This window comes from Corynebacterium pelargi (assembly GCF_014635485.1).
In the GTDB taxonomy this organism is placed as follows: domain Bacteria; phylum Actinomycetota; class Actinomycetes; order Mycobacteriales; family Mycobacteriaceae; genus Corynebacterium; species Corynebacterium pelargi.
On record NZ_BMCX01000001.1, the window covers coordinates 267,594 to 291,990 of the forward strand.

The window sequence follows — 24,397 nt, forward strand, 5'->3', positions numbered from 1 at the left end:
ATCGGCACCTGTTACAGGTGCCGATTGTTCGTCGAAAAGCTCTTAGCGAGCAGCTTCGATCTCTACTGCCTGGGCAACACCCTGGACGGTAGCGGCGATCTTGACTGCCTCGAAGATCTGCTCCTTGGTCAGGCCCTCGTTGCGAACGGTCTTCTCGTGAGCGATGGTGCAGTGCTCGCAGCCGTTGATGCTCGATACGGCCAGGGACCACAGCTCGAAGTCGACCTTTTCCACGCCGGGCTTAGCAATGATGTTCATGCGAAGGCCCATCTTGACCTGCGCGTAGTCATCGCCGAGCCAACCCTTGGCGCGGTAGGCAACGTTGTTCATGGCCATGATCGATGCAGCACCAAGCGCAGCGTTGACGGCCTCTTCGCTCAAGTGCTCTTTGGCTTCCTCAGCGATCTCAGAGAACACAGCCTCGTTGCGAGTTGCTGCTGCGGTGGCAAGGAAGGTGCCCCAGAGCTGCTGCTCGGAAAGCTCGGTAGAGCGAGAAAGGGTACCGAGGTTGAGCTTGAGGTCCTTTGCAAACTCGGGCAGACCGGACTTGAGGTTATCCAACGACATTTACTTGAGACCCTCCTGGAGCTCAGAGAACTTATCAATGTTCTTGGTGGGATCGTTCTTCTGCCAGTTGCAGGCGCAGACCTCTTCAGACTGCAGAGCGTCGAGCACGCGCAGCACTTCGTCTACGTTGCGGCCAACTGCGTCGGGGGTCACGGACACGAACTGGATAATGCCATCGGGGTCGATGATGAAGGTGGCGCGGTCAGCAACACCGTCAGCGTTCTCTACACCCAGGGCGCGGATGAGCTCGTGCTTGATGTCAGAGAAGAGCGGGAAAGGAATTTCCTTGAGCTCTGGGTGGGTTGCACGCCAGTTGAAGTGTGCGAACTCATTGTCGATGGAGCCACCGAGGATCTGGGTGTCGCGGTCTTGGAACTCCTCGTCGAGCTTGCCAAAGGCGGCAATCTCGGTGGGGCAAACAAAGGTGAAGTCCTTGGGGTAGAAGAAGACTACTTTCCACTTACCCTCGTACTTGTCCAGGGAAACTTCTTCGAAGTAGTCCTCGGGCTGGGAGGCGTTGACCTGGTGAAGGTCGCCGCCCTTGAGTGCGGTGAGGTTGAATTCTGGGAATGTGTCGCCAACGGTCAAAATTGCCATGGGATCCTCCGTAAAGATGGAAGTTTGAAAAGTGTTCTTCGTACGTGTGGCCACCAGCCTGCATGAAACCGTGCTTCAACACGGCTAAATGCTTGAGGCTTTTAATGACCTGCAACTGATTATGCAACACAATCAGCGCCGCGTCAATATGACTTCCTTTCAAAGAGGCTGATAACCTATAAACATGAACTATAAAGAGTATCGACCGACCCTAGCTCAGCTCAGGACGTATGTAACTGTTGCTGAGACGAAACACTTTGGTGCAGCAGCATCACGTCTAGATATTTCGCAGCCGTCCTTATCCCAGGCGCTTGCGGCGATCGAACACGGCTTAGGCGTCCAGCTCATTGAGCGTTCAACACGCAAAGTCATTGTTACCCCCGCCGGCGAGGAGCTCCTCCCCTACGCCAAAGCCACGCTCGACGCCGTGGATCTTTTCCTCGCCCACGCGCGCGGGGCCGTAGGAACGCTGACTGGCCAACTCACCATCGGCATTATCCCTACGATTGCGCCTTATATCCTTCCCAACCTGTTAAGGCTGGCGAAGACGACCTTCCCCGATCTGGAACTTAGGATTATCGAGGACCAAACCCAGCACCTTTGCGAGCTCCTCAGGGACGGCCATATTGAATGCGCCTTGCTGGCTTTGCCTATTGAAGATAAAAAAATCAATCACATCCCGCTGTATCACGAGAATTTCCACCTCGTGGTTCCAGAGGATGATCCTTATGCCGGGCGCAGCGACCTCACCTTAGAAGATTTGCGCGATCTGAACTTCTACTTACTCGACGATGGCCACTGCCTCAGGGATCAAATTGTCGATCTATGCCGCAGAGCCGACGTGCACCCAGAGCAATCCCAAAACGCCAGTACGCGCGCCGCGAGCCTGACCACCGTGATTCAGCTTGTAAGCGCAGGCCATGGCGCAACGCTGGTGCCAGAAAGCGCCATTAGCGCCGAAGGCCAACGCCCAGGCGTTGCCACCGCCACGTTTAACCCAGCAGTAAGCGCCGAGCGCGAAGTAGCGATTGCGTATCGCACATCTTCAAGCTCCCGAGAAGAAGAGTTCCGGCAATTAGGAGCACTGATTACCCGCGCCTTCCACGAAGTGGCTCAAAAACCCCAAGCGTAGGGCTTTGCCCTCGACGCCTGAAGGCTTCAAGCGCTTCGGATAATCGTCGCGCTGGCGCTAAGTGTCCAGACTCCAAGGTTTTATTAGCGCTCGAACACAACACAAGGGACCTGCACCATCATCAGGTGCAGGCCCCTTATTCAATCCAGGCCAATACGACAAGCACGCATCGCGTGTGCCTCAAGCTTCAGGCCTTTCCAACGCCTATTAGCGCATATCCGGAACAGCGCCACCGCTTACCTGGCGGTACATATACGCAGCGGCGTTGTACGCCTGCGGAATGGCGATGATGCTGCCCAAACCGCAAGTAAATAGCGTGAGAAGACCGGTGATTAGGCCGTTGAGGATGGAGTAGCCAACCAGCGTCCAAAGGTGTGGGCGGCCTTGCTGCCAAGAAGCCTTGATAGCCGCGACCGGGCCCAGTCCTTGTTCAGCGGCATAATACGTTGCCAGCACGGAAATCGGCGCCAGCAGCAGCGCGATCACAATGCCAACCACAACCGCGGCGAGCACCAGCAGGCCCTGAAGCACACCGAACTCTTCTCCGCCACTAACAAATGCCAGGAAGACCAAGAGGGCCACCGGCACGAAGATGGCAACGACTTCGATGATGCCCACAAGAATGCTGGTGAACAACGTCTTCGCGTAGTTACCTTGCGCCACACGACGTTCTTTACCCAAGGGGCCACCATCGACTTGCGCCACGGCCATGGCAACAAGAATTGGTCCCAGCAGCAACACAACGATGCCGAAGACCAGGTTCAGCAACTGGCTTTGCCAGGATTCCTGAGCAGAAGCCTGCAGCGAGGCTGCATCCCAGGCGCCACCGGTGGCGAAGCTGGACAGCACACTGGGCAAAATGAAGCCGAGCAGTGCCAGCGCAACACCCCAAATCAACCAGGGATTGGCTCGCTTGAACACGATCTTGAAGCCGTACTTGATCGGGTTCCACACCGAGACATCACGAACCGGCTGCACCATAGTGGTTTCCAGATCAGGGTGCACTTGGAAGTTCATTCCGGCATTGCCGTAGCCGTCGTATTGGTTCGACCCGTCCCCATGTGCGCCACCGCCATAGTGAGCACCATAGCCAGGTTGCCCTGCAGCGTTGGCGGCATCTCCAGCACCGTATGCATTCGAGCCATCGTGGGCGCCGGGCTGAGGGTAACGCGGCGGCTGCTGGCCGTACTGTGGCTGATCTTCAGGGTGGTTTACCGGAGGATAAGGCTGAAAGCCATCGTCTTGAGGCTCACCGCCTTCGCGCTTGTCGCGATCGTTTTGTTCGCTCATGTCACTTCCTTTTGGGTTCGTCTGCGATCAATATCGCCTTTGGTATGGAGTTGTTCTCTTCTCACTGTTGGCCCAGCCATACAGATCTTTTCCCTGAACAAACTCAATGCCCAATACAATGTAGCAAGGTAAACCTTTGTGGAAAATGGCTCAACGAAAATCGTTAGCAAGTTGGTATGAACGCGCATAGCGGTAACATTTCTAAGAATCATGAGTTCTCGCCATCGCCACGCAATCCCCCAAGACGTCCAGGAGCTTTTAGCACAGGCTCCCTACTCCGCAGTGCCACGGTTTCGGGCACGCTTAAAAAAGGCACGCTCCGAAAAAGCATTTGCAGCGATCACCAAAGATCTCCGCGAGTCTGTGGCAGTAGTCGATGCACGACAAGCGGCTATTCCGTCGATGACGTATCCCGAAGCACTGCCGGTGAGCGCCTACCGGGAAGAACTGCTGGACGTTATCGTCAATAACCAGGTCGTGATCATTGCGGGCGAAACTGGTTCAGGAAAGACAACGCAGATACCGAAGCTTTGTTTAGAACTTGGCCGAGGAAGGCGTGGACTCATCGGCCACACGCAGCCTCGTCGATTGGCGGCTCGCACGGTTGCAGAACGCATTGCTGAAGAATTAGGCCAAGATATTGGCGAATCGGTTGGCTATGCCATTCGCTTTGATGATCGGGTCTCTGCGTCCACCTCGGTCAAACTCATGACAGACGGTATCTTGCTCGCCGAGATGCAGCGTGATCGGCTGCTCAGAGCCTACGACACCATCATTATTGACGAGGCCCATGAGCGCAGCCTCAATATTGACTTCCTGCTTGGATACCTCAAGCAACTGCTTCCAAAGCGCCCCGAATTAAAGGTGATCATCACCTCCGCCACGATTGACCCCGAACGATTCGCCGAGCATTTCTGCGATGCAGAAGGTACACCGGCGCCGATTGTGGAAGTCTCCGGGCGCACCTACCCCGTGGAGATTTTGTATCGTCCCTTGGAACAAACCAAGGGAGAAAAGACCATTGACGTAGATCCGCTCGATGGTCTTATCCAGGCGTGCAAAGAGCTCATGAGCTATGGGCCAGGCGATATCTTGTGCTTTTTTGCTGGCGAATCTGATATTCGCGATGCGATGGAGATGATTGAAAAGCAGCATTGGAAAGGCGTGGAGGTCACTCCCCTCTTTGGCCGGCTTTCCAATCAGGAACAGCACAAGGTGTTCCGACCCCATGCAGGCAGGCGCATTGTATTAGCCACCAATATCGCTGAAACGTCTCTCACGGTGCCTGGGATCCACTACGTGGTTGATACCGGCTTTGCGCGTATTTCGCGCTATTCCACCAGGACCAAGGTACAACGCCTGCCAATCGAGCCGATTTCCCAAGCAAGCGCGAATCAGCGCTCCGGTCGATGTGGCCGCGTGGCCGATGGCGTTGCCATTCGCCTGTATTCCGAGCAGGACTTCCAGTCGCGCCCAGAATTTACCGATCCTGAAATTCTGAGGACCAATCTTGCCCAGGTCATCTTGCAAATGGCCTCCTTAAAACTCGGCGATATCCAGGAATTCCCCTTTATTCAGGCTCCCGACACCAAGGCAATTCGCGATGGTCTGTTGCTGCTGCACGAATTGGATGCCCTGGAACAACGCGATGCCGCTGATCCGGTACTGACCGCGACTGGCAAACAGCTAGCTCGCATTCCACTGGATCCGCGCTTGGCGCGCATGCTCATTGAGGCTCAACGCCTCGGGGTGTTGTTTGAGGCCTATGTGGTGGTGGCAGCCTTGACTATCCAAGACGTGCGCGAGCGCCCTTTGGAGTTTCAGGCTCAGGCAGACCAAAAACATGCGCGCTTTAGTAACAAACGCTCCGATTTCTTGAGCTATATCAACTTGTGGCGCTATATCCGCACGCAGCGCGATGAGCTCAGCGGCAACGCTTTTCGTAAGCTCATGCAGCAGGAGTTTTTGCACTACATGCGCATCCGGGAGTGGTTCGATCTGGTGCGCCAGCTTCGAAGCATCGCCGAACAGTTGGGTTGGACGGATGTGAAGGCATTGCCCGGCAATATTGATGCCGATGCCCTGCATAGGGCTGTGCTTTCCGGCTTACTTTCGCATATTGGTGTTCGTGATGGTGAAAGCAGAGAGTATCGAGGCAGCCGGAATACTCGTTTTGCTATCTTCCCTGGATCTTCGGTGTCGAAGGCCAAGCCCGACATGGTGATGGCTGCCGAGATGGTCGAAACCTCCCGGCTTTGGGCACGAGACGTCGCTCAAATCGATCCGGCTTGGGTGGAAAAGCTCGGAGCTAACTTGCTCAAGCATCAGTACTCTGAGCCCTTTTGGTCGAGCAAACGTGCTCAGCCGATGGTGCATCAGCGCTCCACCTTGTACGGGGTGCCGGTAGTAGAAGATCGAGTTATCGGCTACGCCAACGTGGATCAGGCGGCTGCCCGGGACATGTTTATCCGCGAGGCGCTTATTGCAGGGCATTGGCAAACCCACCACAGCTTCTATCACCAGAACGTGAAAAAGCTCGAGGCCGCAGGCGATTTAGAAGAAAAGGCTCGTCGTCGCGACATCGTGGTTGATGAAGAGACGCTCTATGAGTTTTATGATGCAAGGCTGCCTGCTCGCATCACCTCCGGCCGGCATTTTGATCACTGGTGGAAAAAGACCAAGCAACAGCAGCCGGATTTGCTCGATTTTGACCCTGAAGCCCTGGTGGCTGAGCATGCGGCGGCTGTGACCGAGGAGGCCTTCCCTGATATCTGGCGGCAGGGCTCTTTGGACTATAAGTTGAGCTATCAGTTTGACCCGACCGCACCAAGAGACGGTGTGACCATCGAAATTCCGGTGCCCCTACTTGGTGGTTTATCGCCCGAGGGCTTTGATTGGTTAGTTCCTGGCCTGCGTGAGGAACTGCTCACCGAATTGATTCGCTCTTTGCCAAAAGCTTCTCGACGCTCTGTGGTGCCAGCACCAGCGTTTGCGGAAAAAGCTGCCGAACTCATCACTGCCTACCAAGGCACGGTGACAGAACAGCTCGCCCAAGCGCTGCAGCGTTTGGGCGGCAGCGGGATCCAGGCGAGCGATTTTCAGGTAGAAAAACTGCCAGCTCACCTCCGGTTTAGCTTTGCTGCGGTGGATAAGCGCGGGAAGATCATCGACTGGGATAAAGACTTAGCTCGGTTGCAAGAACGCCAGCGCCAAAAGATTCGTTCTTCTGTATCCAAGGCTGCCCGCCAATCCGAATCAAAGGCCTATAAGCAGTGGACGAAGGACACCATCGGTGCGCTTGAGCCCGAGGTGCATACATCGGTTGAAGGCCAGACGGTCACCGCGTATCCCACCTTGGTGCGAACCGAGCAAGGCATCGCCCGCAAAGTCATGCCAACGAAGGCTCAGGCGGATGCGCAGCTTTTTAGTACAACGTTGACGATGTTGTCTCAAGATTTACCGCAACAGGGTGCACAGATGCTTAAAGGGCTTCCATTGCGCCAGCGTGTTGCGGTGGATAAATATCCCCATGGCGGCGCCGAGGGGTTGTTGCGTGATATTCGCATTGCAGCTATTCGGGATTTGATGCTCGAAGCCGGCGGCCCTCAGCGAACTCCGGAGGGTTATCAGCGTCTACTCGAACAGATTCGCCCGCAACTTCCATCGGCGGTGCGCCAAGACACCGTCGCATTGGCTCCTGCCATTGCGGCTTGGTTGGATGCGAAACAGCAATTAGAAGGTTGGGAAGGCCCGGCAATTGAGGATATGCAGCGACAATTGCAGCTCATGCTTCCCGAACATGCTGTAAGCAAGCTTGGTGCCCAAAGGCTGAAGCATATCCCTCGCTATGCCAAAGCTATTGCGTTGCGCCTGGAGGATATGGAGTTGCATCCCTCCAGAGACGCCGAGCGCCAAGCGGTGGTCAATGGCTTAGAGGTGCGTCTGGCTCGCGCCATTCAAAACCGGGGCAAGAAACCGCAGATTCCCGCACAGACCTTGTATTCCCTGCAGTGGCAGTTGCAAGAGTTGAGGGTGAGCCTATTTGCTCAACGCCTCGGCACGGCCCAGACCGTGTCGGAACGCAAAATCCAAAAGGCGATTGATGCGCTCTAGGTGGTGTTGAGGTGTTCGGCCGTGCGCCCCAGAAGGCTTAGTAGCTTTGACGCTCTTGCCTGCGCATGGCCCGAATTTCGCTTTCGAAGTCCTCTGCGTTTTTAAAGGACTTATACACAGAGGCGAAGCGTAAATACGCAACCTCGTCGAGCTTGCGAAGGGGCTCAAGAATGGCCTCGCCAATTTTGTGGGCTTCGATTTGGGAGCTGGCTACCTTGCGCACTGCTTCCTCGACGTCCATGGCGAGCTCTTTGAGGTCATCGTCGCTTACGTCTCGACCTTGGCAGGCACGTCGCACACCTGTGACGACCTTTTCGCGGCTGAATGGTTCGGTCACCCCTGAACGCTTCACCACAAGTAATTGAGCTTTTTCAACGGTGGTGAATCGCCCAGCGCATTCGGAGCACTCCCGCCTGCGTCGGATAGCTGATCCTGCATCTACAACGCGGGAATCGACAACGCGCGAATTGGGATTGCGACAAAAAGGACAGTGCAATGCTCGGGATCTCCTTGTTTTCGCCTTGTGGCTTCACGCTCTTGCTTGGCAGGTGCTCTTGCTGCCGGCAGTGTTGTTCTCAGGCCACGTGATTGCTGTACCTAATTTAGCGCGAATCTCCGTTGAGGGACGCAACCACCTGCTGGGCATCTTTTGGTGCGGTATCTTCTTCGCCTTGGGCTGCTCCTAGAACACTTAACACCATCACCACGCCGAGCAATGAGCCCATGAAGAATTTCTTGGCGCTTTCTTTACCCCGCGATGGCTGCAGCCCAGCTCGTTGGATGCTGCCACCGTCTATTGATGGAGAAGCTGTGTATAGACTATCTGTCCTTGCTATTTGCGCTCTCACGCCCTCATGAGCCACCGGTGTAAGTGTTCTGATGTGCGCGGCGCTATTGCGGGCGCGCCTGGGATCAACAGCAGGAATATCCCACACCTGGGCCGGTTGGGTCACACGGGATCCAAGGTGATCGTTGTGGCCAGAAAGATTGCCGTGGTTGCGAGAAACAGTAAGAGTCATTGGAACTTTCCTTCTATTGGGTTGTATCCGGTCGAGGCGTTGAAGGTTTTTCGCCCTCATCACTTCGAACACTTGTCTATCGAACGACCTCCGATATTGAAGCGCTCGCCGGCGCAAGCTTTTCGCCTACCTGTTCGAGAGATCATCTGTTCGAAAGTATGCACTCGAACATGTTCGAAGTCAAGTGTTCGCAGTTAATAGACTCAAAAACGTGAATGTTCGAACATGTGTAGCGACATATCAGCGGCTACGCTAGGGTTAGAACACAAGGCTTGATAAAGTTCCAACAACATTCGAACAACCCAGCAGCGCTCGCCCCAGGAAGGCCAGGATGACCCCCACCTCTAAGCAGAACAAAGCAGAATTAAGCAAACGCCAGCAAAAGATTCTTCACGTGATCGAAGCGGCGATTATCGACCGCGGCTTTCCACCCACCATCCGCGAAATCGGCGAGCGTTGTGGCCTGAAGTCCACATCCTCGGTGGCGTACCAATTAAGCTGCCTGGAGGAAAAGGGCTTTTTAAGGCGCGATGCCAACAAGCCGCGTGCGGTTGAGGTGCGAAATCCCACCAGCGGTAAGCGCACCACCAGCCCAATGATGCAGCAGCAACAACAGGAACTGTCTTCGGATCACCCGGTGGACGTATCCGCGAATGCAATGATTCCCCTGTTGGGCCAGATCGCTGCCGGCTCCCCTATTACCGCCGAGGAGAACCTGGCGGGCTATTACGCATTGCCCGAAGAGCTGGTTGGTCAGGGCGAGTTATTCATGCTCACCGTCAATGGTGACTCAATGAAAGATGCCGGTATTTTCCACGGCGATCTGGTGGTTGTTCGCTCCCAAAAGGAAGCCAATTTGGGTGACTATGTGGCTGCAATGATTGATGGCTCGGCAACCGTGAAGGAGTGGCACCGGGACGCAAGTGGCAGCTATTCCCTGATGCCGTGCAATGAAGACTATGATCCGATCCCTGCCGATGACGCGGAACTGATGGGCAAAGTAGTAACGGTTTTGCGGCGCGTTTAAGCGGGCAACAGCCCTGAAGTTGTCCTACAACACCCCCGGTTACATCCTGGTAAGCGCTAGAATGCGTACCTTTTACCCACCCTCTACCGGGGGTGTTTGGCGTACTTATCGTCACACATGCTTAATCACACAATCAGACACGAAACCACCCCTGAGCTGAAACTACCTGCCCACGTTGCACGTTTTCATGTCCGTTCTTGAAGTTTTCGTTTCCGATCTCTGTGCTTTTTTGGGGTTTCTAATGAAACAATGTGAGTAATAGGTGCACAACACAACCCTGAAAGCACGCCTAACCCACGGCGCACGCTTTTGGTTTTGCTTGAAAGGACAACAATGTACTCGGAGGAACGTCGCCGCCAAATCGCATCCTTGACTGCGGTCGAAGGGCGAGTGAACGTCACCGAATTGGCATCCCGTTTTGAGGTCACCGCAGAAACGATTCGTCGCGATCTCGCGGTACTCGACCGAGAAGGCGTTGTACATCGCGTGCACGGAGGGGCGGTAGCCAACCAAACTTTCCAAACAACGGAATTTAGCCTCGATACGCGTGCGCGTTCTGCCTCTGGAGCCAAAAACAGCATCGCCCATGCGGCACTTCGCTACCTGCCGGATATGCAGGGCGGCATGTTCTTAGACGCCGGCACCACTACCGCTGCGCTTGCCGAGCTGATCTGCGTGCAGCCTGCTGCAAAACACTGGTCGATTGTGACCAATAGCTTGTCCATCGCGCTGACCTTGGCCAACTCCGGTTTGGATGAAATTCAGTTACTCGGCGGCAGTGTTCGCGCTATTACGCAGGCAGTTGTGGGCGATACCGCGCTCCGAGCCCTGGCACTGATGCGCGCTGATGTAGCCTTCATCGGCACCAACGCCTTGACCTTGGATCATGGTCTTTCTACTGCGGATTCCCAGGAAGCCGCGATTAAGTCGGCAATGATCACCAACGCCCACAAGGTTGTAGTCCTGTGCGACTCCACCAAGATGGGCACCGATTACTTGGTGAGCTTCGGTTCCATTGACGATATTGATGTGATCATCACCGATGCCAATGCTCCTGAATCCTTTATCAAGGCACTGCGTGAACGCGACGTGGAAGTCGTCATCGCAAACGCTTAAATAGGCAACGAAACACAACCGCCCGCCAGATTCGATCTGGCGGGCGGTTGCTGTTGCTGGCTCAGTAGCGCTTAGGCAGGCTGAATCACATCGCGCACTGCTGCGCGAGCTTCCGTTGCACCTTCTGCATCCAGTGCTGCTGCTGCGGCACGTTGGCAGGTTTCAAGGTCTACTGCTGCAAGCTGTGCACCCACGCCGGCAATCGCGGTGGAAGCACAGGAAAGCGAATTCACGCCCAGGCCGGTGAGCACACATGCGAGCAGCGGATCGGCTGCTGCTTCGCCACATACGCCCACTGCCGTGTCGTATTTGCGACCTTCCTTGCAGGTGTGGTCGATCAGGCGGAGCACCGCTGGCTGCCATGGGTCGGTGAGGTACGCAAGCTGCGGCGACATACGATCGGCAGCCATGGTGTACTGGGTGAGGTCATTGGTGCCGATGGACACGAAGTCCAGGTGAGGCATGAGCTTATCGGCCATCAGCGATGCAGCGGGAACCTCAATCATGGCGCCTGCGGTCAGGCCACGCTCAGCACATAGACCTGCAAACCACTTCGCTTCGCGGGCGGTGGCCACCATGGGTGCCATAACCCAAGTCGGAGCGTTGTCGGCACGACCGAGCTCTTCTACTGCCTTTGCCACAGCGTCAAGCTGGCGGGTCAGCAGTGCCTCATTGGCACGGGCGACGCGCAAACCGCGAACACCAAGAGCCGGGTTCATCTCGTCTGCCATGGAAGCAAAGGGCACCGGCTTATCGGAGCCAGCATCGAGGGAACGAACAACGACCTTGGATTCGGGGAATTGCTCTAGCACCTTCTTATACACCTCAGCCTGCTCAGCAACGCTGGGCTCTTCGGTGGCGGTGAGGAAGCAAAGCTCGGTGCGGAAAAGGCCGATGCCTTCTGCTTGGCTTTGGGTAGCGGCGATGCGAGCTGCTTTGCCGTCTTGGACGTTGGCCAGCAACTGCACTTTGTGGCCGTCCTTGGTTTGTGCAGGTCCGCGCCACTGTGCGATGCGCTCGGCAAGCATCTTGGATTCCTGTTCGGCAGCGCGAGCGGTTTCCGGATCAGCGCCAAGGGTGACGGTACCGAGCGCACCATCGACCATGACCGGCTCTCCGGCCTCGATCTTGTGCACCTTTTCGCCCACGGCCACGATGCAGGGCACGTTGAGCTGGCGGGCGATGATGGCCGTGTGGCTGGTAGGGCCGCCAAGCTCGGTGACCAGGCCAACGAAGTAGTCGGTATTCAGTGCTGCGGTATCTGCCGGTGAGAGGTCATCGGCAAAGAGCACGACCTGTTCGTCGACTTCTGGCAGGCCGGGTTCTTGCTCACCGCGGAGTTCTGCGATCACGCGATCGCGGATATCACGAAGGTCTGTGGTGCGTTCCGCCATCACGCCACCGGCGGCTTCGAACATGGTGACAAACTTGGTGGTTGCTGCCACGACGGCGTAATCGGCAGGGTGTCCGCCCTTGATGCCTTTGTGCACAGCTTTGCGCCAGCCTCGGTCGTTGACCATGCCTGCGGTGGCTTTGAGCACCTCGGATGCGGCGCCCTCTGCCTTGGTGGAGCGCTCGCGCAGGCGCTCGGATACTGCGTCTGCAGCTTCGTTGAAGCGCTCGAGTTCTGCTTCGCGTTGAGATTCTTCGATTACCGCGCCGGCCTGGGGAAGTTCCGGGCGGGGGCTAATCCATACGGCTTTTGCGTAACGAACGCCGGATACGACGGCCGTACCCTTGATTACCGTGTCATTGCTCACATTTTCCAATGTGGGTCACCTATCCTCACAAAACGTAGGGTGTTTGCATATACATCACCACAAAAACAACAATCCCGCAACTAATCAGACAGGCAAATGTTGCCTTTCGGACACAAACGGGCATACAATGTGGGAAGAAACCAACATTTTCCGGGATAAGCGAGAGAAAGCCACAAGAAAGCAAATCTAAAACCCCTCATAATCGGGCGTTTTGGAAGAGCAAAGTACCGAGGCTTCAAGGCGAGGTGAAGATGGCCACAGTAGAAGAAGTTGCCCGCAGGCAACGGGCTATCGCTGAACAGACGGCGCAGCGAGGACACACCAGTGTGGCTCAACTCGCCACAGAGTTCGCAGTGACAACTGAAACAATCCGCCGCGACTTAAAAGCCTTAGAGCACCAAGGAGCCATTCGAAGGGTGCACGGGGGTGCAGTTGCCGTGGAGCAGCACATCACTACGCCATCCCAGCAACACCCCGCGGGCGTGCACACTGAGGCCACGCATATGCGGCATCGCCAAGCCATCGGGCTTCAGGCGCTGCAATTTGTGCCAAAACCTCAGGCGGAAATCTTTATCGACGCAGGCGCTACCACCGAAGCCTTTGCCACGGTGCTCGCTCGCCACTATTTAGGCCAGCGTTGGCACGTGGTGACTAACTCCCCTGCCGTGGCCAAGATTATGTGCGCCGCGAATATCCCAGATGTTTCGGTCCTCGGCGGCACTCTTCGTGGGCATGGAAAGGCACTGACTGGTCACACCGCCATTCGTGCCTTACAGCGTCTACGCGCCGATGTTGCGTTTCTTGGCACCAATGCGGTTGAGAGCGATAGAGGGTTCGCCACAAGTTCCGAGGCCATTGCCGAGGTCAAGCGCGAGATGTTGTTGCGCGCTCGCCACGCAGTGATCTTAAGCGAGTCCTTCAAAGCCCACTGCACCAGCGAAGTCCCATTCGCCTCATTCGAAGAAGTAGGCACCGTGATTACAGAACGTCCCCTGCCAGCATCACCACTGCGTTGCCTCCGCGACGCCAATACCCAGGTTGTGATTCCATGATTTTGACGCTTACCCCCAACCCCAGCATCGATACCACTTTGTCGCTTGGAGGAGCTTTTCGACGCGGCGTGGTCCACCGGGTAGATGGCACCCACAATGCCGCGGGCGGAAAAGGCATTAACGTCGCCTTAGCAGTGCACCGCGCCGATGCCCCGACGCTGGCGCTGTTTCCTGCTGCAGCCGATGATCCTTTTACGCATCTGCTCAAAGAAACAGGCATTCCCTTTTCCTTCGTGCCACTCAATGGGGCTGTCCGCGTCAATACCGCGGTCACAGAACCAGATGGCACCACCACCAAACTCAATGGCAAAGGCCCGCGCCTTGAAGCTTCCGATTTAGAAGCAATCGAGCAAGCCTTACTCCGGACAGCAAGCGATGCCGACTGGGTAGTACTAGCAGGCTCTCTGCCACCGGGAGCGCCCGAAGATTGGTACACGGTGCTCGTCGAAAAGCTCAAAACAGCATTCCCGGCAATCAAAATCGCCGTCGATACCTCGGATGCACCCCTGCAAAATGTTGGCAAAAACCTGGAAAAGGCGGCGCCAACCATGCTCAAACCCAATGCCTTTGAGCTCGGGCAACTCACCCAACGTGATGGCGAAGCCCTAGAAGCCGCAGCCGAAGCCGGCGATGTCAGCGGCGTTGTGGAAGCCGCCCAGCAACTGATTCAACGCGGGCTCGAACAAGTGCTTGTCACCCTCGGCGCGGCTGGCGCGGTACTCGTGAGCAAAGACCAGACCTGGGTAGCCACGCCTCCCCCAGTCACCGTCGTTTCCACCGTCGGTGCAGGCGATTGCACCCTCGCCGGATATCTCCTAGCGCTCAACGCGGGCGAAGACACCGCCACAGCACTGCGCACCGCCGTCGCCTATGGTTCCGCGGCCACGGCACTACCTGGAACTTCCATCCCAACGCCTGAACAGCTCGACGTGGCACACACCAGTGTCCGCCTGCTGCAGGGCGACACCCCCATCGAAGAAGGACGTAGCTGATCATGCAACAGCACGTAATTACCCCAGAACTGGTTCGCCTCGACCAGCCCATGGGCAACTCCCCCGAAGAGGTCATCGAACACCTAGCCCTTCTCCTGCACGAAGCCGGACGCGCAAGCAGTGCCTCCACACTGGCTGAAGATGCAAAAGCACGAGAAGCCAAATCTCCCACAGGCGTGCCGGGCGGCGTCGCAATTCCGCACTGCCGCTCAGAAGCCGTCAGCACACCAACACTCGGCTTCGCGCGCCTCGATCAACCGGTGGACTTTGGCGGCCCAGACGGTGCCGCAGACTTGGTCTTCCTCATCGCAGCACCGGCCGGTGGAGGAAAAGAGCACCTTAAGCTTTTATCCAAACTCGCCCGGGCCTTGGTGCGCAAAGAGTTCCTCGCCGCGCTGCGAGACGCCGAAGATCCAGCAGCGATTGTCAGCCGCATCGACGAAGTGCTTGGCAATGGCAATGCCCAACCCAAAGCCACAGCAGCCGCTGCACCGAGCAACGACGCTGAAAGCGGCACTGCACGCACCAAGATCCTGGCAATCACCGCATGCCCCACCGGCATTGCACACACCTACATGGCAGCCGACGCACTGAGCCAAGCAGCAGACGGCATGGACAATGTCGAGCTGCACGTAGAAACCCAAGGATCTTCCTCTGTAACTCCCTTTGCCCCCGAGGTGATCGAAGCAGCCGATGCCGTCATCTTCGCCACCGACGTGGGAGTGAAAGATCGAGAGCGCTTTGCCAACCTGCCGGTTGTTGAATCCGGCGTGAAGCGGGCCATCAATGAACCCAAGCAGATGATTGAAGAGGCCATCGCTGCCGCTTCGAACCCACAGGCTCGCCGAGTACAGGCATCCACCAAAGCCAGCAGCTCTGACGCAGGTGCCGAACAAGGCCTAAGCACCGCAAAGAAAGTGCAACAGGCAGTCATGACCGGCGTGTCCTACATGGTGCCCTTCGTCGCAGCCGGCGGCCTCTTGCTCGCCTTGGGCTTCCTCATCGGCGGCTACGACATGGCCGGCGGATGGAAGGTGCTCGCAACCGACTACTCCCTTGGCAACCTCCCTGGCCACGAGGTCATGGTTGACGGCGAACTCATGCGCTTCGATCGCGCCGGGCTCGCGCTGTATTTGGGAGCCGTGCTCTTTGCTACCGGCCAGATGGCCATGGGCTTTATCGTCGCGGCGCTATCTGGCTATATCGCCTACGCGCTAGCCGGTAGGCCAGGTATTGCTCCCGGTTTCGTCGGTGGCGCAGTCTCTGTGATGATCGGTGCCGGATTCATCGGCGGTTTGGTCACTGGCCTGCTGGCAGGTGTCGTGGCCATGTGGCTGGGTCAACGGGCAGTGCCCCGAGTGGTGGCGTCGCTGATGCCCGTGGTGATCATCCCGCTGCTGACGTCCCTCGTCGTGGGTCTTGCTATGTTCTTGCTGCTTGGTCGCCCCTTGGCAGGTGTGATGACCGGACTGCAAGATTGGTTGGGTTCCATGTCCGGTTCCTCCGCTGTGTTGCTGGGCATCATCCTTGGGTTGATGATGTGCTTTGACCTCGGCGGACCGGTGAATAAGGCGGCCTACCTCTTTGCCACCGCAGGTCTTTCCACCGGTGATGATTCCAGCATGAAGATCATGGCCGCTGTGATGGCCGCAGGCATGGTGCCACCAATCGCTTTGTCGCTCGCCACCCTGATGCGCAAGCACCTTTTCACCCCGGCGGAACAAGAAAATGGCAAGTCGGCCTGGTTGCTTGGTTTGTCCTTCGTCTCGGAAGGCGCCATCCCCTTCGCTGCAGCCGATCCCTTCCGCGTGATCCCTTCGATGATGGTCGGCGGTGCTGTCACAGGCGCCATCTCTATGGCTACCGGCACCACCTCCCGAGCACCACACGGTGGCATCTTCGTGCTCTTTGCTATCCACCCGCTCTGGGGATTCCTGCTGGCACTCGTGGCTGGCACCATCACATCGGCGGTGCTGGTGGTGGCTGCAAAGCAGTTCTGGCCGAATAAAGCCCTCGAGGCTTCTGCTCGCGCGCAGGCTGCCTAGGCCGAAGATTCGTATTGCAAAAGAGCAGGAACATTCAACGTGACTCAAGCAATACGAAAATGTGACTGATCCGGCGTCCCAATCGTGGCGAAAGTTCGGATCACACCCTAGAATCGGACATAGATTTTTGATCGGAAGGCTTGGACGGGTGAGGTTTCGCCCGAATACCCGCCCGAGCCGAACGTTCAGGAAGCATTTCTCAACTCAAACGGTAGTGGTGACTTGCTCACAACCCCTTAGCGCAACACCACGCAACGAAAGGAAACCGCAATGGCCTCTAAGACTGTTGTTGTCGGCTCTGCTGTCGGCCTGCACGCTCGTCCCGCTTCCATCATCGCTGAAGCTGCCGGCGAATATGATGACGAGATTTTCCTGTCCATCGAGGGAGGCGACGACGATGAAACTGATGCTGCCTCCTCGTTGATGATCATGGCGCTCGGCGCTGAAAAGGGCGATAAGGTCACCGTGACCTCCGATAACGCCGAGGCAGTTGAGAAGATTGCTGCCTTGATCGAAAAGGACCTCGACGCCGAATAGATCAGGCGCAGGCGCTCACGTGGCCGCTGCCTAGCCAGTAGCCACTTGAAAGCCAACAACGCCCCCGCTTTGGATCTAGCTCCCAACAATTGGGTTTGCTAGTTCGAAGCGGGGGCGCTTTCTTTTTTGCGCACCTACCAGCGCGCGTTTTTGCCTTCTCCTAGCGTGACGTAGAGCCATTTGAGCAAGGGGTAGCCCACGATGATGCCGACCGAGCCCCAGGCGATGCCTTCGAGCTCAATGCTGCCAATGTGCAAGGTGAGGTTGCCAATGCCCGCAATGAGCGCCACCGCAGCAGCGGTGAGGTTCACCGGGTTATTAAAGTTCACGCGATTGTCCTGCCAAATGCGGATACCCAGCATGCCGATCAGGCCATAGAGCACCATCGCCGCACCGCCGAGCACACCTTGAGGAATAGTGAAGATCAAGGCGCCGAACTTGGGAATGAAGGCCAAGATCACCGCGGTGCTTGCCGCCACCCAATAAGCGGCGGTGGAATACACCTTCGTGGCAGCCATAACGCCAATATTCTCGGCGTAGGTCGTGGTACCGGAGCCACCAAAACTACCTGCCAAGGTGGTGCCTAAACCATCGGCGATGAGTGCATCACCGGCGAGATCATCAAGGTCGCGTCCGGTCATCTCACTCACGGCTTTCACGTGGCCCACATTCTCAGCGATGAGCACAATCACCACAGGCAAGGTGATCAAAATGGCCGGGGCGGTGAATTCTGGGGTGTGGAACTGCGGCAAACCCACCCAGGGAGCAGCGGCGATGGCCTCGCTTGCGCCCTCAGAGAGATTGCCGGTGATTGCGGCGAATACCCAGCCGATCACCACACCGACCAAGATGCCCAGGCGAGCCAACATGCCGCGAGCAGCAACCGTGATCACCAAAATGGCGATCATGGTAACACCTGCGACCAAGGGCTGGGCTTCGAAATTCCCCACGGCTGAGGGAGCCAAATTCAAACCGATAAGGGCCACGATTGCGCCGGTGACCGCCGGCGGCATGACCATATCCAAGACCCGTTTGCCGGCCTTTTTTACCAAGAAACCCACGGCGATCAGCGTCAGACCAGCGGCGACAACGCCGCCGAGCTGCACTGCGATGCCCTCACCCTGGGTGGCCATAAGTGGAGCGATAAAGCCAAAGGAGGAACCCAAATAGGATGGCAGCCTATTGCGGGTGATGAGCAAAAACACCATGGTGCTAATGCCGGAGAACAACAACGTGGTATTGACCGGGAAGCCGGTCAGCGTTGGCACCAGCAACGTGGCACCGAACATTGCAATCACGTGTTGCATACCAATGCCGATCGTTCGAGACCAGCTCAATCGCTCTTCCGGCGCGACAACTGCGCCTAGAGCGATTGTTTTTCCATCACCGTGCAGGGTCCAACCCCATGAAGAGCTACTCACGGGGCAATATTGTTCTAGGTGTTGTGGAATTCCTGCAACTCTGCGGCAAGGGACTGGGGTAAACGAACATCGATCACAGTGCCGTGTTCGGAGTAATCCTCGCTTAACACCGTGCCGTAGGTGTGCACCCTGGAAACCACATCGCCTCTGGTAAAGGGAACTAACAGCTCGACGTGCGCATCGAGACTATTGAGGAAGAGCTCGACCCGCGCTTCGAGTTCTGCGATGCCTTCACCCGTTTTCGCAGAGACGAATACAACATCGTCTAGCACATGGCGCAACTCCGCCAAGACCAAGGGATCTGCCTGATCGATCTTGTTCACCACAACGATTTCCGGCGGCGCCGGAACGTCGAGCTCGCGAATAATGTCTGCCACGACCCCATTGACGGCCTCGATCTGCTTCAAGGGGAATGGATCCGATCCATCAACCACATGCAGCACAAGGTCTGCTTCTACTACTTCTTCCAGGGTGGAGCGGAATGCTTCCACTAATTGGGTCGGTAGGTGGCGGACGAAGCCCACGGTGTCGGTAAAGACGACGGCGCGGCCGTCGGCAAGCTTTGCCCTGCGCGTGGTTGGATCCAGGGTGGCAAACAGCGCGTCCTCGACTAGGACGCCGGCACCGGTCATGGCGTTGATCAGCGACGACTTTCCGGCGTTGGTGTAGCCGGCGATGGCGATTTGGGGAATGGTGGAGCCGCGGCGCTGGGAACGCTTGATTTCGCGGGCGGTTTTCATGCCCTGAATCTCTTTGCGCAGCTTCGCCATATCGGAACGCAAGCGACGGCGGTCGGCCTCAATTTTGGTTTCACCTGGGCCACGCAGACCCACGCCACCATTGGATCCGGCACGGCCACCGGCCTGGCGCGATAGCGCACCACCCCAACCACGCACTCGGGTAATGAGGTACTCCATTTGGGCGAGCGCGACTTGCGCCTTACCTTCTTTGGACTTCGCATGCTGGGCGAAGATATCCAAAATCAGCATGGTGCGGTCGATCACCTTGACGTCTAAGGCCTTTTCCAAGGCGATCATCTGACCCGGGCTGAGCTCACCATCGCAGATCACGGTATCGACGCCTGTGTCCGCAACAATGTCACGCAACTCGGCCACCTTGCCTGAGCCGATATACGTACCGGGATCGGGTTTGTCTCGCTTTTGGTAAAGCATCTCAGCCACCTCGGAGCCTGCGGTTTCAGCCAAGGCCGCAAGTTCTTCCATCGTGGCTTCAATCTCGGCGGTGGTGCCATGGGTCCACACACCCACCAAGATGACGCGTTCGAGGCGGAGCTTTCGGTACTCCACGTCATAGCCATCATCTTGATCGGTGGCATGAATGCTGGATCCTCTACTGAGGCGGCGAAGGCTCGAACGCGCCTCAAGGTCGAGTTCACCCACCGTAGGCGTGTGGGATTCGCTAGTTAATAATCCGGATTCATCGCGGCCGGGATCTTCCGGCTTTGAGGTTGGGCGGTGATCGGCAAATGCTTGGTCGAGTAAGCGCTCGACTGATTCAGAAGTATGATTCGTCATTATTAATGCTCATTGTTGCATGCACCTAGCTATTTGGCTAGGCACGACAGGTGGTGTTCGCTGCTAACGAACGCAGCGGGAAAGGCCTCGCGTTGGGCATACCAGGCAAGTTTTTTAACGGCAACACTCGGGGCTAAACTCGATGGCTATGAGCACAGACCTGCGAAGCATCGGTATGAACTACGCCAAGTGGCAAGACGCGGTGGAAGCCGCCATCGCCACCGATAACCTCACCGTCACCGGCGAAGTACGAGGTGGGCAGCTCATCCAATACTCCGATCCTTCCGGGGCACAGATCAATATCCTGGCCGTGGAGCCTTTTGCCACCTTCGCGGGCTTTGAATCAATTACCAAGTGCTTTGCCCATATCTCGATGATCGACGACGTGCTCGCACTGTGCCAGATCGTTGATTACAACGACCAAGAAATCGCCCTGCTCACCCTGAACCTGGCTCAAGGCCCCTTGCTTATCGACGAGCCGGAGCAGCGTTGGCAAGAGCTCGGAGTCACCGCCCTGGCCCACGAGGTACAGACCTTTAGCTCGCCTGAGGCATTTGAAGCAGCCGAAGGCGAAATGCTTGGAACGTTCCGCAGCGAGGGCGCCGAAGTGATCATGGCCGGCGACGGCTCCCGCACCCCCGATGCTGCTGCTCGCTTTAGTGCCCGCGTGCTCAGCGCTGGGCTGCGCCGCAATGAGCTCAGCGGCGAGGAATTCATCCACGTCACCGTCGACGGTGGATTCCCCTTCGATGTGTGCATGCCCGCCGATCAACCCGTACCGGAACGCGGCAGCGTGATTGCCGGACGCGCTGTGATGACTGGCGCTGTGGCAGCCCCAGCAGCAGGAGGCTGCGGCGGCGGTGGCTGCGGATCCGGCGGATGCGGCTGCGGCGGCCACTAGAAAGATCAAAGGCTGAGATAATTAGCAATTCTGCGGCACTTTCTGAATAATGTTTATGCTCTGAGCAAACACGCGCATGCAGCAGGAACAATCTTTGCTGACGAGCCGTTGAAGCCCATATAGAACCACACACCGTCGACCGCACAGCACACTATGCCTGATCAGTATCTTCCTGAAGAACCCAAGCAGCAACGATGGCTGCTCTGGGCACTTCTGCCTATCTGCGTGGGCCTGGTGCTGGTACTGCAAACCCAGGGCTTGCTGCTTGCGGCGATTTTGGTTGGCGTGAGCGTTGCAGGGCTGAAATTCCGACCCGATTCCCAAGAAATCCAGTCGGTGCGCGCCTCGCTGGCGTTGTCTCTTGAAGATATCCAACGCGTGATCTCTGAATACGAGCGCTTCGGCAATAGCGAAGACGCCGAGGCCGTTGCCGATCGCACGCTGCTCCGCCCTGCCTTGGCAGATGAATCAAGCACCGTGCCGGAGATCCAGCATTTCCATGAAACACGCAAGACGGCCGAGCGTTTCTGTGCACGCGTGCAGGCGCGGCTCGAAGGCAATGTTTCCGTCGCGCATCTCGAACGCCTGCTGGTCGCCACTGATCGCAGGGCTGCGGAGCTGCAACACTCCTGGAATCAGGCGCGGCATACCGCAAGGAAGCTCTCGCCCTAAGGCGAGGTTGCATTCCTAGCTTTCTAAGCTCGCCGTTTGAATGGTGCCGGTGGCCACCAAGGCTGAGGGGCCTCGTAAAACGGAGCGCTGACCTTCTAGCACCACATGCACCTCTCCCCCAGGGACAACGACAGTGACTTCGCCATCGACTGCGCCTGCGTCGGCAAGCGCACTTCGGGCGGCAGCAACGGTGCCCGTGCCGCAGCTTCGCGTTTCCCCAACGCCGCGCTCAAACACGCGCATATGGGTTCGGCCCTGATCGAGTGGGGTCAAAATTTCGAGGTTCACGCCATGCGGAAAGAACTCGGGATCGATCGTCGGTTGGCTTAGCTCAAGATCGGCCAAGGTCTGAGCATCGAGGCCGGGAATCACGCACGCTAGGTGGGGATTGCCAACGTCGATGCCTAATCCGGCAAAGTGCTGGGAACCGACGGTGCAGGTAGAAAGCCCTGTGACCTCAGCAAAACCCATCTCGACTGAGACATCGGCGCTGGTTTCGCTGTATTCGTGCACCACGACCTGCTTGGCCCCGGCGCGGGTGCCGACGCTAAATTCTTTTGATTGTTCATAGCCTTGGAGTGCTACCCAGTGGGCGAAGACTCGGGTGCCATTGCCACACATCTCTGCGGTAGAGCCATCGGCGTTGTAGTAGTCCATGAACATGGTGGACTCTTCGATGCCTTCATCTAGGTGATCGATCACGCCTGCGCGAAGCAAAGCGCCGGCTCGGGCGACGCGGAGTAGGCCATCTCCTCCGATGCCTGCTCGGCGATCGCAAAGCGCGGCCACGCTCGCTGCGCTTAAAGGCAGGCTCGCGTCGGGATCATCGAGAATAACGAAGTCATTTTGCGTGCCGTGGCCTTTAGCGAAGGGCAATGTTTCGGGTAGTGATGAATGCGTCATTGGAGTAATTCTAGTGCCTGATCGAGGGTATCGCCGCTGGCGTCGATCCATTGCACGCGCGGGTCTTTTCTAAACCATGAACGTTGGCGGCGCACATATTTCCTTGTGCCTGTCACGGTGCGGTTTTGCACCTCCGACCAGGCAAGCTCGCCTGATTTCGCAGCCAGGATTTGGGCATAGCCGATGGCTCGCCCTGCGGTGGAATCGGCCCTGAGCCCCAGTTCTAGTAGTTCTTCTACTTCTTCGACGAAACCGCGTTCAAACATCATGGCCGTTCGCTGTTCAATGCGCGGATTCAGCCATGCTGCTGTGGTGGCCAGGCCAATGAGAGTGGTGCCCCATCGGGCGGGGGCGTCTTTTGGTGGTTGGCTTGCTTGGAATGGTTGGCCGGTGAGTTCGATTACTTCCAGGGCTCGCACTGTGCGGCGGGGATCTTGATCCTCGATGATGCTGGCGGCTTGGGGGTCAAGTGCGGCTAGTTCGCGGTGCAGTTGGGCGATGCCTACTTGCTGCAAACGAGCCTCGTATTTGGCACGAACGGCGGGATCGGTTGGTGGGAAGCGCCAATCGTCGATAAGCGATTGCACATACAGCATGGAACCGCCGACCAGGATGGGCACCTTGCCGCGCTGTTGGATTGCCTCTACATCTTGAATCGCGTCTTGCTGATAGCGCGCAACTGATGCCTGCTGATCGATATTCCACACATCGAGCTGGTGGTGGGCTATGCCTTCACGTTCCTCCAGGCTGAGTTTGGCGGTGCCGATATCCATTCCTCGATAAAGCTGCATGGAATCGACGTTGACGATTTCGCCGTCGAGGTGCTTTGCCAGCGCAATCCCAAGGGCAGATTTACCAGAGGCGGTCGGCCCTATCACCGCGATTGGGGTGGGGCGATCCTGAGGTTGGTGGTGCTCGTGGTGAAGGTGTTGCTGCACGGGTGCTAGGAGGCCTTTCTTTCTTGACTCCACAAGGCTACACAGCGGCCTACCCCGAGGCTATGGTCACGGTGGATGAGGCTGCGCTTGAGTCCAGCGCCAGCAGGACTTGTGCCAAAGCGATACAGCTCTAACCACATATCTGCTTCGATCACCCCTCCTTGAGTCAGGTCCTGCTGCGTCATCGGCGCTGGCATTTGCGCCCCGAGCAGGGCTTCACACCAATCTTGAGTAGGGGCTGCGCTCTGTAAAAGCGATAAGGGAGCTTTGGGTGTAAGCCCTGCGGAGCCATCAGCAACAACCACGGTGAGCCCACCCGAAGGTTGGGGAATGTGATCGAGGAATTCCACCTTCTCTATATCCACCGCTGCGGGCGGGATCTTGGCGGCAAGAACAGCTTGCTCCAGCAGGTACATGGCAACAAGATCGCCGAGGTGATGGCCTTTGGCTACCACGACGTCGGGTGCGCCCCAGGCGCGGAAACTTCCCTTGTGGGCGGTGTACCAGCGCTGTGAACGTTGTGAAACCACGGCAATGCCTCGCGGCTGGCGCCGAAGGGCATCTGCAAGTGCTTCGATCGCGTGGTGCGCAAGCGCAGTAGAAGGCGCGTGGTTGGGTGCCAGGGCCGGAATCTGGGCGGGGCTGCCCGAAACCACCACGAGATCGCCACCGGATGCAGCACTTTCAGAATTGATCACGCAAACCATCCTAAGCAGTGAACATGAATGTGCGCGAGCAGGTAAATTGAGTATGGGATCCAGTGCACGGCTTAGTGATGCT

Annotated in this window: 21 protein-coding genes; 10 read left to right on the forward strand and 11 right to left on the reverse strand. The window is 57.3% G+C overall.

Features of this window, described 5'->3' with window-relative positions; genetic code table 11:
- Positions 1–42 precede the first annotated feature (42 nt).
- Positions 43–567: an alkylhydroperoxidase, AhpD family gene (gene ahpD / locus IEU99_RS01230; RefSeq protein WP_128889703.1), complete on the reverse strand. Its 525-nt coding sequence runs from the start codon at positions 565–567 to the stop codon at positions 43–45.
- Entirely contained in the window at positions 568–1,164 is a 597-nt protein-coding gene (locus IEU99_RS01235; RefSeq protein ID WP_128889702.1) for a peroxiredoxin, read from the reverse strand.
- A gap of 184 nt (positions 1,165–1,348) precedes the next feature.
- Between IEU99_RS01235 and IEU99_RS01240 the strand changes: the two genes are divergently transcribed.
- A complete protein-coding gene (locus IEU99_RS01240; RefSeq protein WP_128889701.1) occupies positions 1,349–2,296 on the forward strand; it encodes a LysR substrate-binding domain-containing protein in 948 nt (315 codons plus the stop codon).
- 207 nt (positions 2,297–2,503) lie between these two features.
- Here IEU99_RS01240 and IEU99_RS01245 read toward each other — a convergent pair whose 3' ends face one another.
- Positions 2,504–3,586: a DUF7847 domain-containing protein gene (locus IEU99_RS01245; protein ID WP_128889700.1), complete on the reverse strand. Its 1,083-nt coding sequence runs from the start codon at positions 3,584–3,586 to the stop codon at positions 2,504–2,506.
- Between the two features lie 210 nt (positions 3,587–3,796).
- Here IEU99_RS01245 and hrpA point away from each other — a divergent pair, with 210 nt between their 5' ends.
- Complete coding sequence (hrpA, locus tag IEU99_RS01250) at positions 3,797–7,699, forward strand: ATP-dependent RNA helicase HrpA (RefSeq protein ID WP_128889699.1); 3,903 nt, start codon at positions 3,797–3,799, stop codon at positions 7,697–7,699.
- Positions 7,700–7,736: 37 nt separating this feature from the next.
- Here the strand turns inward: hrpA and nrdR are convergent, their stop codons facing one another.
- Positions 7,737–8,195 (reverse strand): transcriptional regulator NrdR, encoded by a 459-nt coding sequence (gene nrdR, locus IEU99_RS01255; RefSeq protein ID WP_123960075.1) that lies wholly within the window; start codon positions 8,193–8,195, stop codon positions 7,737–7,739.
- A 106-nt stretch (positions 8,196–8,301) separates the two neighbouring features.
- Complete coding sequence (locus IEU99_RS01260; RefSeq protein ID WP_128889698.1) at positions 8,302–8,718, reverse strand: hypothetical protein; 417 nt, start codon at positions 8,716–8,718, stop codon at positions 8,302–8,304.
- A 331-nt stretch (positions 8,719–9,049) separates the two neighbouring features.
- Here IEU99_RS01260 and lexA point away from each other — a divergent pair, with 331 nt between their 5' ends.
- Together lexA and sugR are read left to right on the forward strand one after the other, a co-directional pair.
- The gene (gene lexA / locus IEU99_RS01265) at positions 9,050–9,745 is read left to right on the forward strand and encodes a transcriptional repressor LexA (RefSeq protein WP_128889697.1); all 696 of its coding nucleotides are present in this window, start codon (positions 9,050–9,052) and stop codon (positions 9,743–9,745) included.
- Between the two features lie 333 nt (positions 9,746–10,078).
- Positions 10,079–10,861: a transcriptional regulator SugR gene (gene sugR / locus IEU99_RS01270; RefSeq protein WP_128889696.1), complete on the forward strand. Its 783-nt coding sequence runs from the start codon at positions 10,079–10,081 to the stop codon at positions 10,859–10,861.
- Positions 10,862–10,932: 71 nt separating this feature from the next.
- Here the strand turns inward: sugR and ptsP are convergent, their stop codons facing one another.
- A complete protein-coding gene (ptsP, locus tag IEU99_RS01275; RefSeq protein WP_128889695.1) occupies positions 10,933–12,630 on the reverse strand; it encodes a phosphoenolpyruvate--protein phosphotransferase in 1,698 nt (565 codons plus the stop codon).
- 242 nt (positions 12,631–12,872) lie between these two features.
- Here ptsP and IEU99_RS01280 point away from each other — a divergent pair, with 242 nt between their 5' ends.
- From IEU99_RS01280 to IEU99_RS01295, 4 genes are all read left to right on the forward strand, one after another.
- A complete protein-coding gene (locus IEU99_RS01280; RefSeq protein WP_128889694.1) occupies positions 12,873–13,673 on the forward strand; it encodes a DeoR/GlpR family DNA-binding transcription regulator in 801 nt (266 codons plus the stop codon).
- Complete coding sequence (pfkB, locus tag IEU99_RS01285) at positions 13,670–14,665, forward strand: 1-phosphofructokinase (RefSeq protein ID WP_128889693.1); 996 nt, start codon at positions 13,670–13,672, stop codon at positions 14,663–14,665. The genes IEU99_RS01280 and pfkB overlap by 4 nt, the downstream gene beginning before the upstream one ends.
- A gap of 2 nt (positions 14,666–14,667) precedes the next feature.
- Complete coding sequence (locus IEU99_RS01290) at positions 14,668–16,710, forward strand: PTS fructose transporter subunit IIABC (protein WP_128889692.1); 2,043 nt, start codon at positions 14,668–14,670, stop codon at positions 16,708–16,710.
- Positions 16,711–16,980: 270 nt separating this feature from the next.
- On the forward strand, positions 16,981–17,247 hold the full coding sequence (locus IEU99_RS01295) for an HPr family phosphocarrier protein (RefSeq protein WP_123934316.1): 267 nt from the start codon (positions 16,981–16,983) through the stop codon (positions 17,245–17,247).
- A gap of 134 nt (positions 17,248–17,381) precedes the next feature.
- On the opposite strand, the gene IEU99_RS01300 is transcribed toward IEU99_RS01295, so the two are convergent.
- Positions 17,382–18,668, reverse strand: coding sequence for a uracil-xanthine permease family protein (locus tag IEU99_RS01300; RefSeq protein WP_128889691.1), 1,287 nt, complete (start codon positions 18,666–18,668; stop codon positions 17,382–17,384).
- A gap of 14 nt (positions 18,669–18,682) precedes the next feature.
- On the reverse strand, positions 18,683–20,203 hold the full coding sequence (hflX, locus tag IEU99_RS01305; protein ID WP_128889690.1) for a GTPase HflX: 1,521 nt from the start codon (positions 20,201–20,203) through the stop codon (positions 18,683–18,685).
- Between the two features lie 148 nt (positions 20,204–20,351).
- Between hflX and IEU99_RS01310 the strand changes: the two genes are divergently transcribed.
- Complete coding sequence (locus tag IEU99_RS01310; RefSeq protein ID WP_128889689.1) at positions 20,352–21,104, forward strand: hypothetical protein; 753 nt, start codon at positions 20,352–20,354, stop codon at positions 21,102–21,104.
- Positions 21,105–21,257: 153 nt separating this feature from the next.
- Complete coding sequence (locus tag IEU99_RS01315) at positions 21,258–21,776, forward strand: hypothetical protein (RefSeq protein ID WP_128889688.1); 519 nt, start codon at positions 21,258–21,260, stop codon at positions 21,774–21,776.
- A 15-nt stretch (positions 21,777–21,791) separates the two neighbouring features.
- Here the strand turns inward: IEU99_RS01315 and dapF are convergent, their stop codons facing one another.
- Genes dapF through IEU99_RS01330 form a run of 3 tightly spaced genes read right to left on the reverse strand, consistent with a single transcriptional unit; the run spans position 21,792 to position 24,315 of the window.
- Positions 21,792–22,679, reverse strand: a complete 888-nt coding sequence (gene dapF, locus IEU99_RS01320) for a diaminopimelate epimerase (protein WP_128889687.1) — start codon at positions 22,677–22,679, stop codon at positions 21,792–21,794.
- On the reverse strand, positions 22,676–23,617 hold the full coding sequence (gene miaA / locus IEU99_RS01325; protein WP_128889686.1) for a tRNA (adenosine(37)-N6)-dimethylallyltransferase MiaA: 942 nt from the start codon (positions 23,615–23,617) through the stop codon (positions 22,676–22,678). The genes dapF and miaA overlap by 4 nt, the downstream gene beginning before the upstream one ends.
- A 5-nt stretch (positions 23,618–23,622) precedes the next feature.
- A complete protein-coding gene (locus IEU99_RS01330; protein ID WP_128889685.1) occupies positions 23,623–24,315 on the reverse strand; it encodes a hypothetical protein in 693 nt (230 codons plus the stop codon).
- Positions 24,316–24,397 lie beyond the last annotated feature (82 nt).

Excerpts from the sequence above, each read along its gene's own strand:
- ahpD (WP_128889703.1), bottom strand. The coding sequence starts at position 567 with ATGTCGTTGGATAACCTCAAGTCCGGTCTGCCCGAGTTTGCAAAGGAC.
- IEU99_RS01235 (WP_128889702.1), bottom strand. The coding sequence starts at position 1,164 with ATGGCAATTTTGACCGTTGGCGACACATTCCCAGAATTCAACCTCACC.
- IEU99_RS01240 (WP_128889701.1), top strand. The coding sequence starts at position 1,349 with ATGAACTATAAAGAGTATCGACCGACCCTAGCTCAGCTCAGGACGTAT.
- IEU99_RS01245 (WP_128889700.1), bottom strand. The coding sequence starts at position 3,586 with ATGAGCGAACAAAACGATCGCGACAAGCGCGAAGGCGGTGAGCCTCAA.
- hrpA (WP_128889699.1), top strand. The coding sequence starts at position 3,797 with ATGAGTTCTCGCCATCGCCACGCAATCCCCCAAGACGTCCAGGAGCTT.
- IEU99_RS01260 (WP_128889698.1), bottom strand. The coding sequence starts at position 8,718 with ATGACTCTTACTGTTTCTCGCAACCACGGCAATCTTTCTGGCCACAAC.
- lexA (WP_128889697.1), top strand. The coding sequence starts at position 9,050 with ATGACCCCCACCTCTAAGCAGAACAAAGCAGAATTAAGCAAACGCCAG.
- sugR (WP_128889696.1), top strand. The coding sequence starts at position 10,079 with ATGTACTCGGAGGAACGTCGCCGCCAAATCGCATCCTTGACTGCGGTC.
- IEU99_RS01280 (WP_128889694.1), top strand. The coding sequence starts at position 12,873 with ATGGCCACAGTAGAAGAAGTTGCCCGCAGGCAACGGGCTATCGCTGAA.
- pfkB (WP_128889693.1), top strand. The coding sequence starts at position 13,670 with ATGATTTTGACGCTTACCCCCAACCCCAGCATCGATACCACTTTGTCG.
- IEU99_RS01290 (WP_128889692.1), top strand. The coding sequence starts at position 14,668 with ATGCAACAGCACGTAATTACCCCAGAACTGGTTCGCCTCGACCAGCCC.
- IEU99_RS01295 (WP_123934316.1), top strand. The coding sequence starts at position 16,981 with ATGGCCTCTAAGACTGTTGTTGTCGGCTCTGCTGTCGGCCTGCACGCT.
- hflX (WP_128889690.1), bottom strand. The coding sequence starts at position 20,203 with ATGACGAATCATACTTCTGAATCAGTCGAGCGCTTACTCGACCAAGCA.
- IEU99_RS01310 (WP_128889689.1), top strand. The coding sequence starts at position 20,352 with ATGAGCACAGACCTGCGAAGCATCGGTATGAACTACGCCAAGTGGCAA.
- IEU99_RS01315 (WP_128889688.1), top strand. The coding sequence starts at position 21,258 with ATGCCTGATCAGTATCTTCCTGAAGAACCCAAGCAGCAACGATGGCTG.
- dapF (WP_128889687.1), bottom strand. The coding sequence starts at position 22,679 with ATGACGCATTCATCACTACCCGAAACATTGCCCTTCGCTAAAGGCCAC.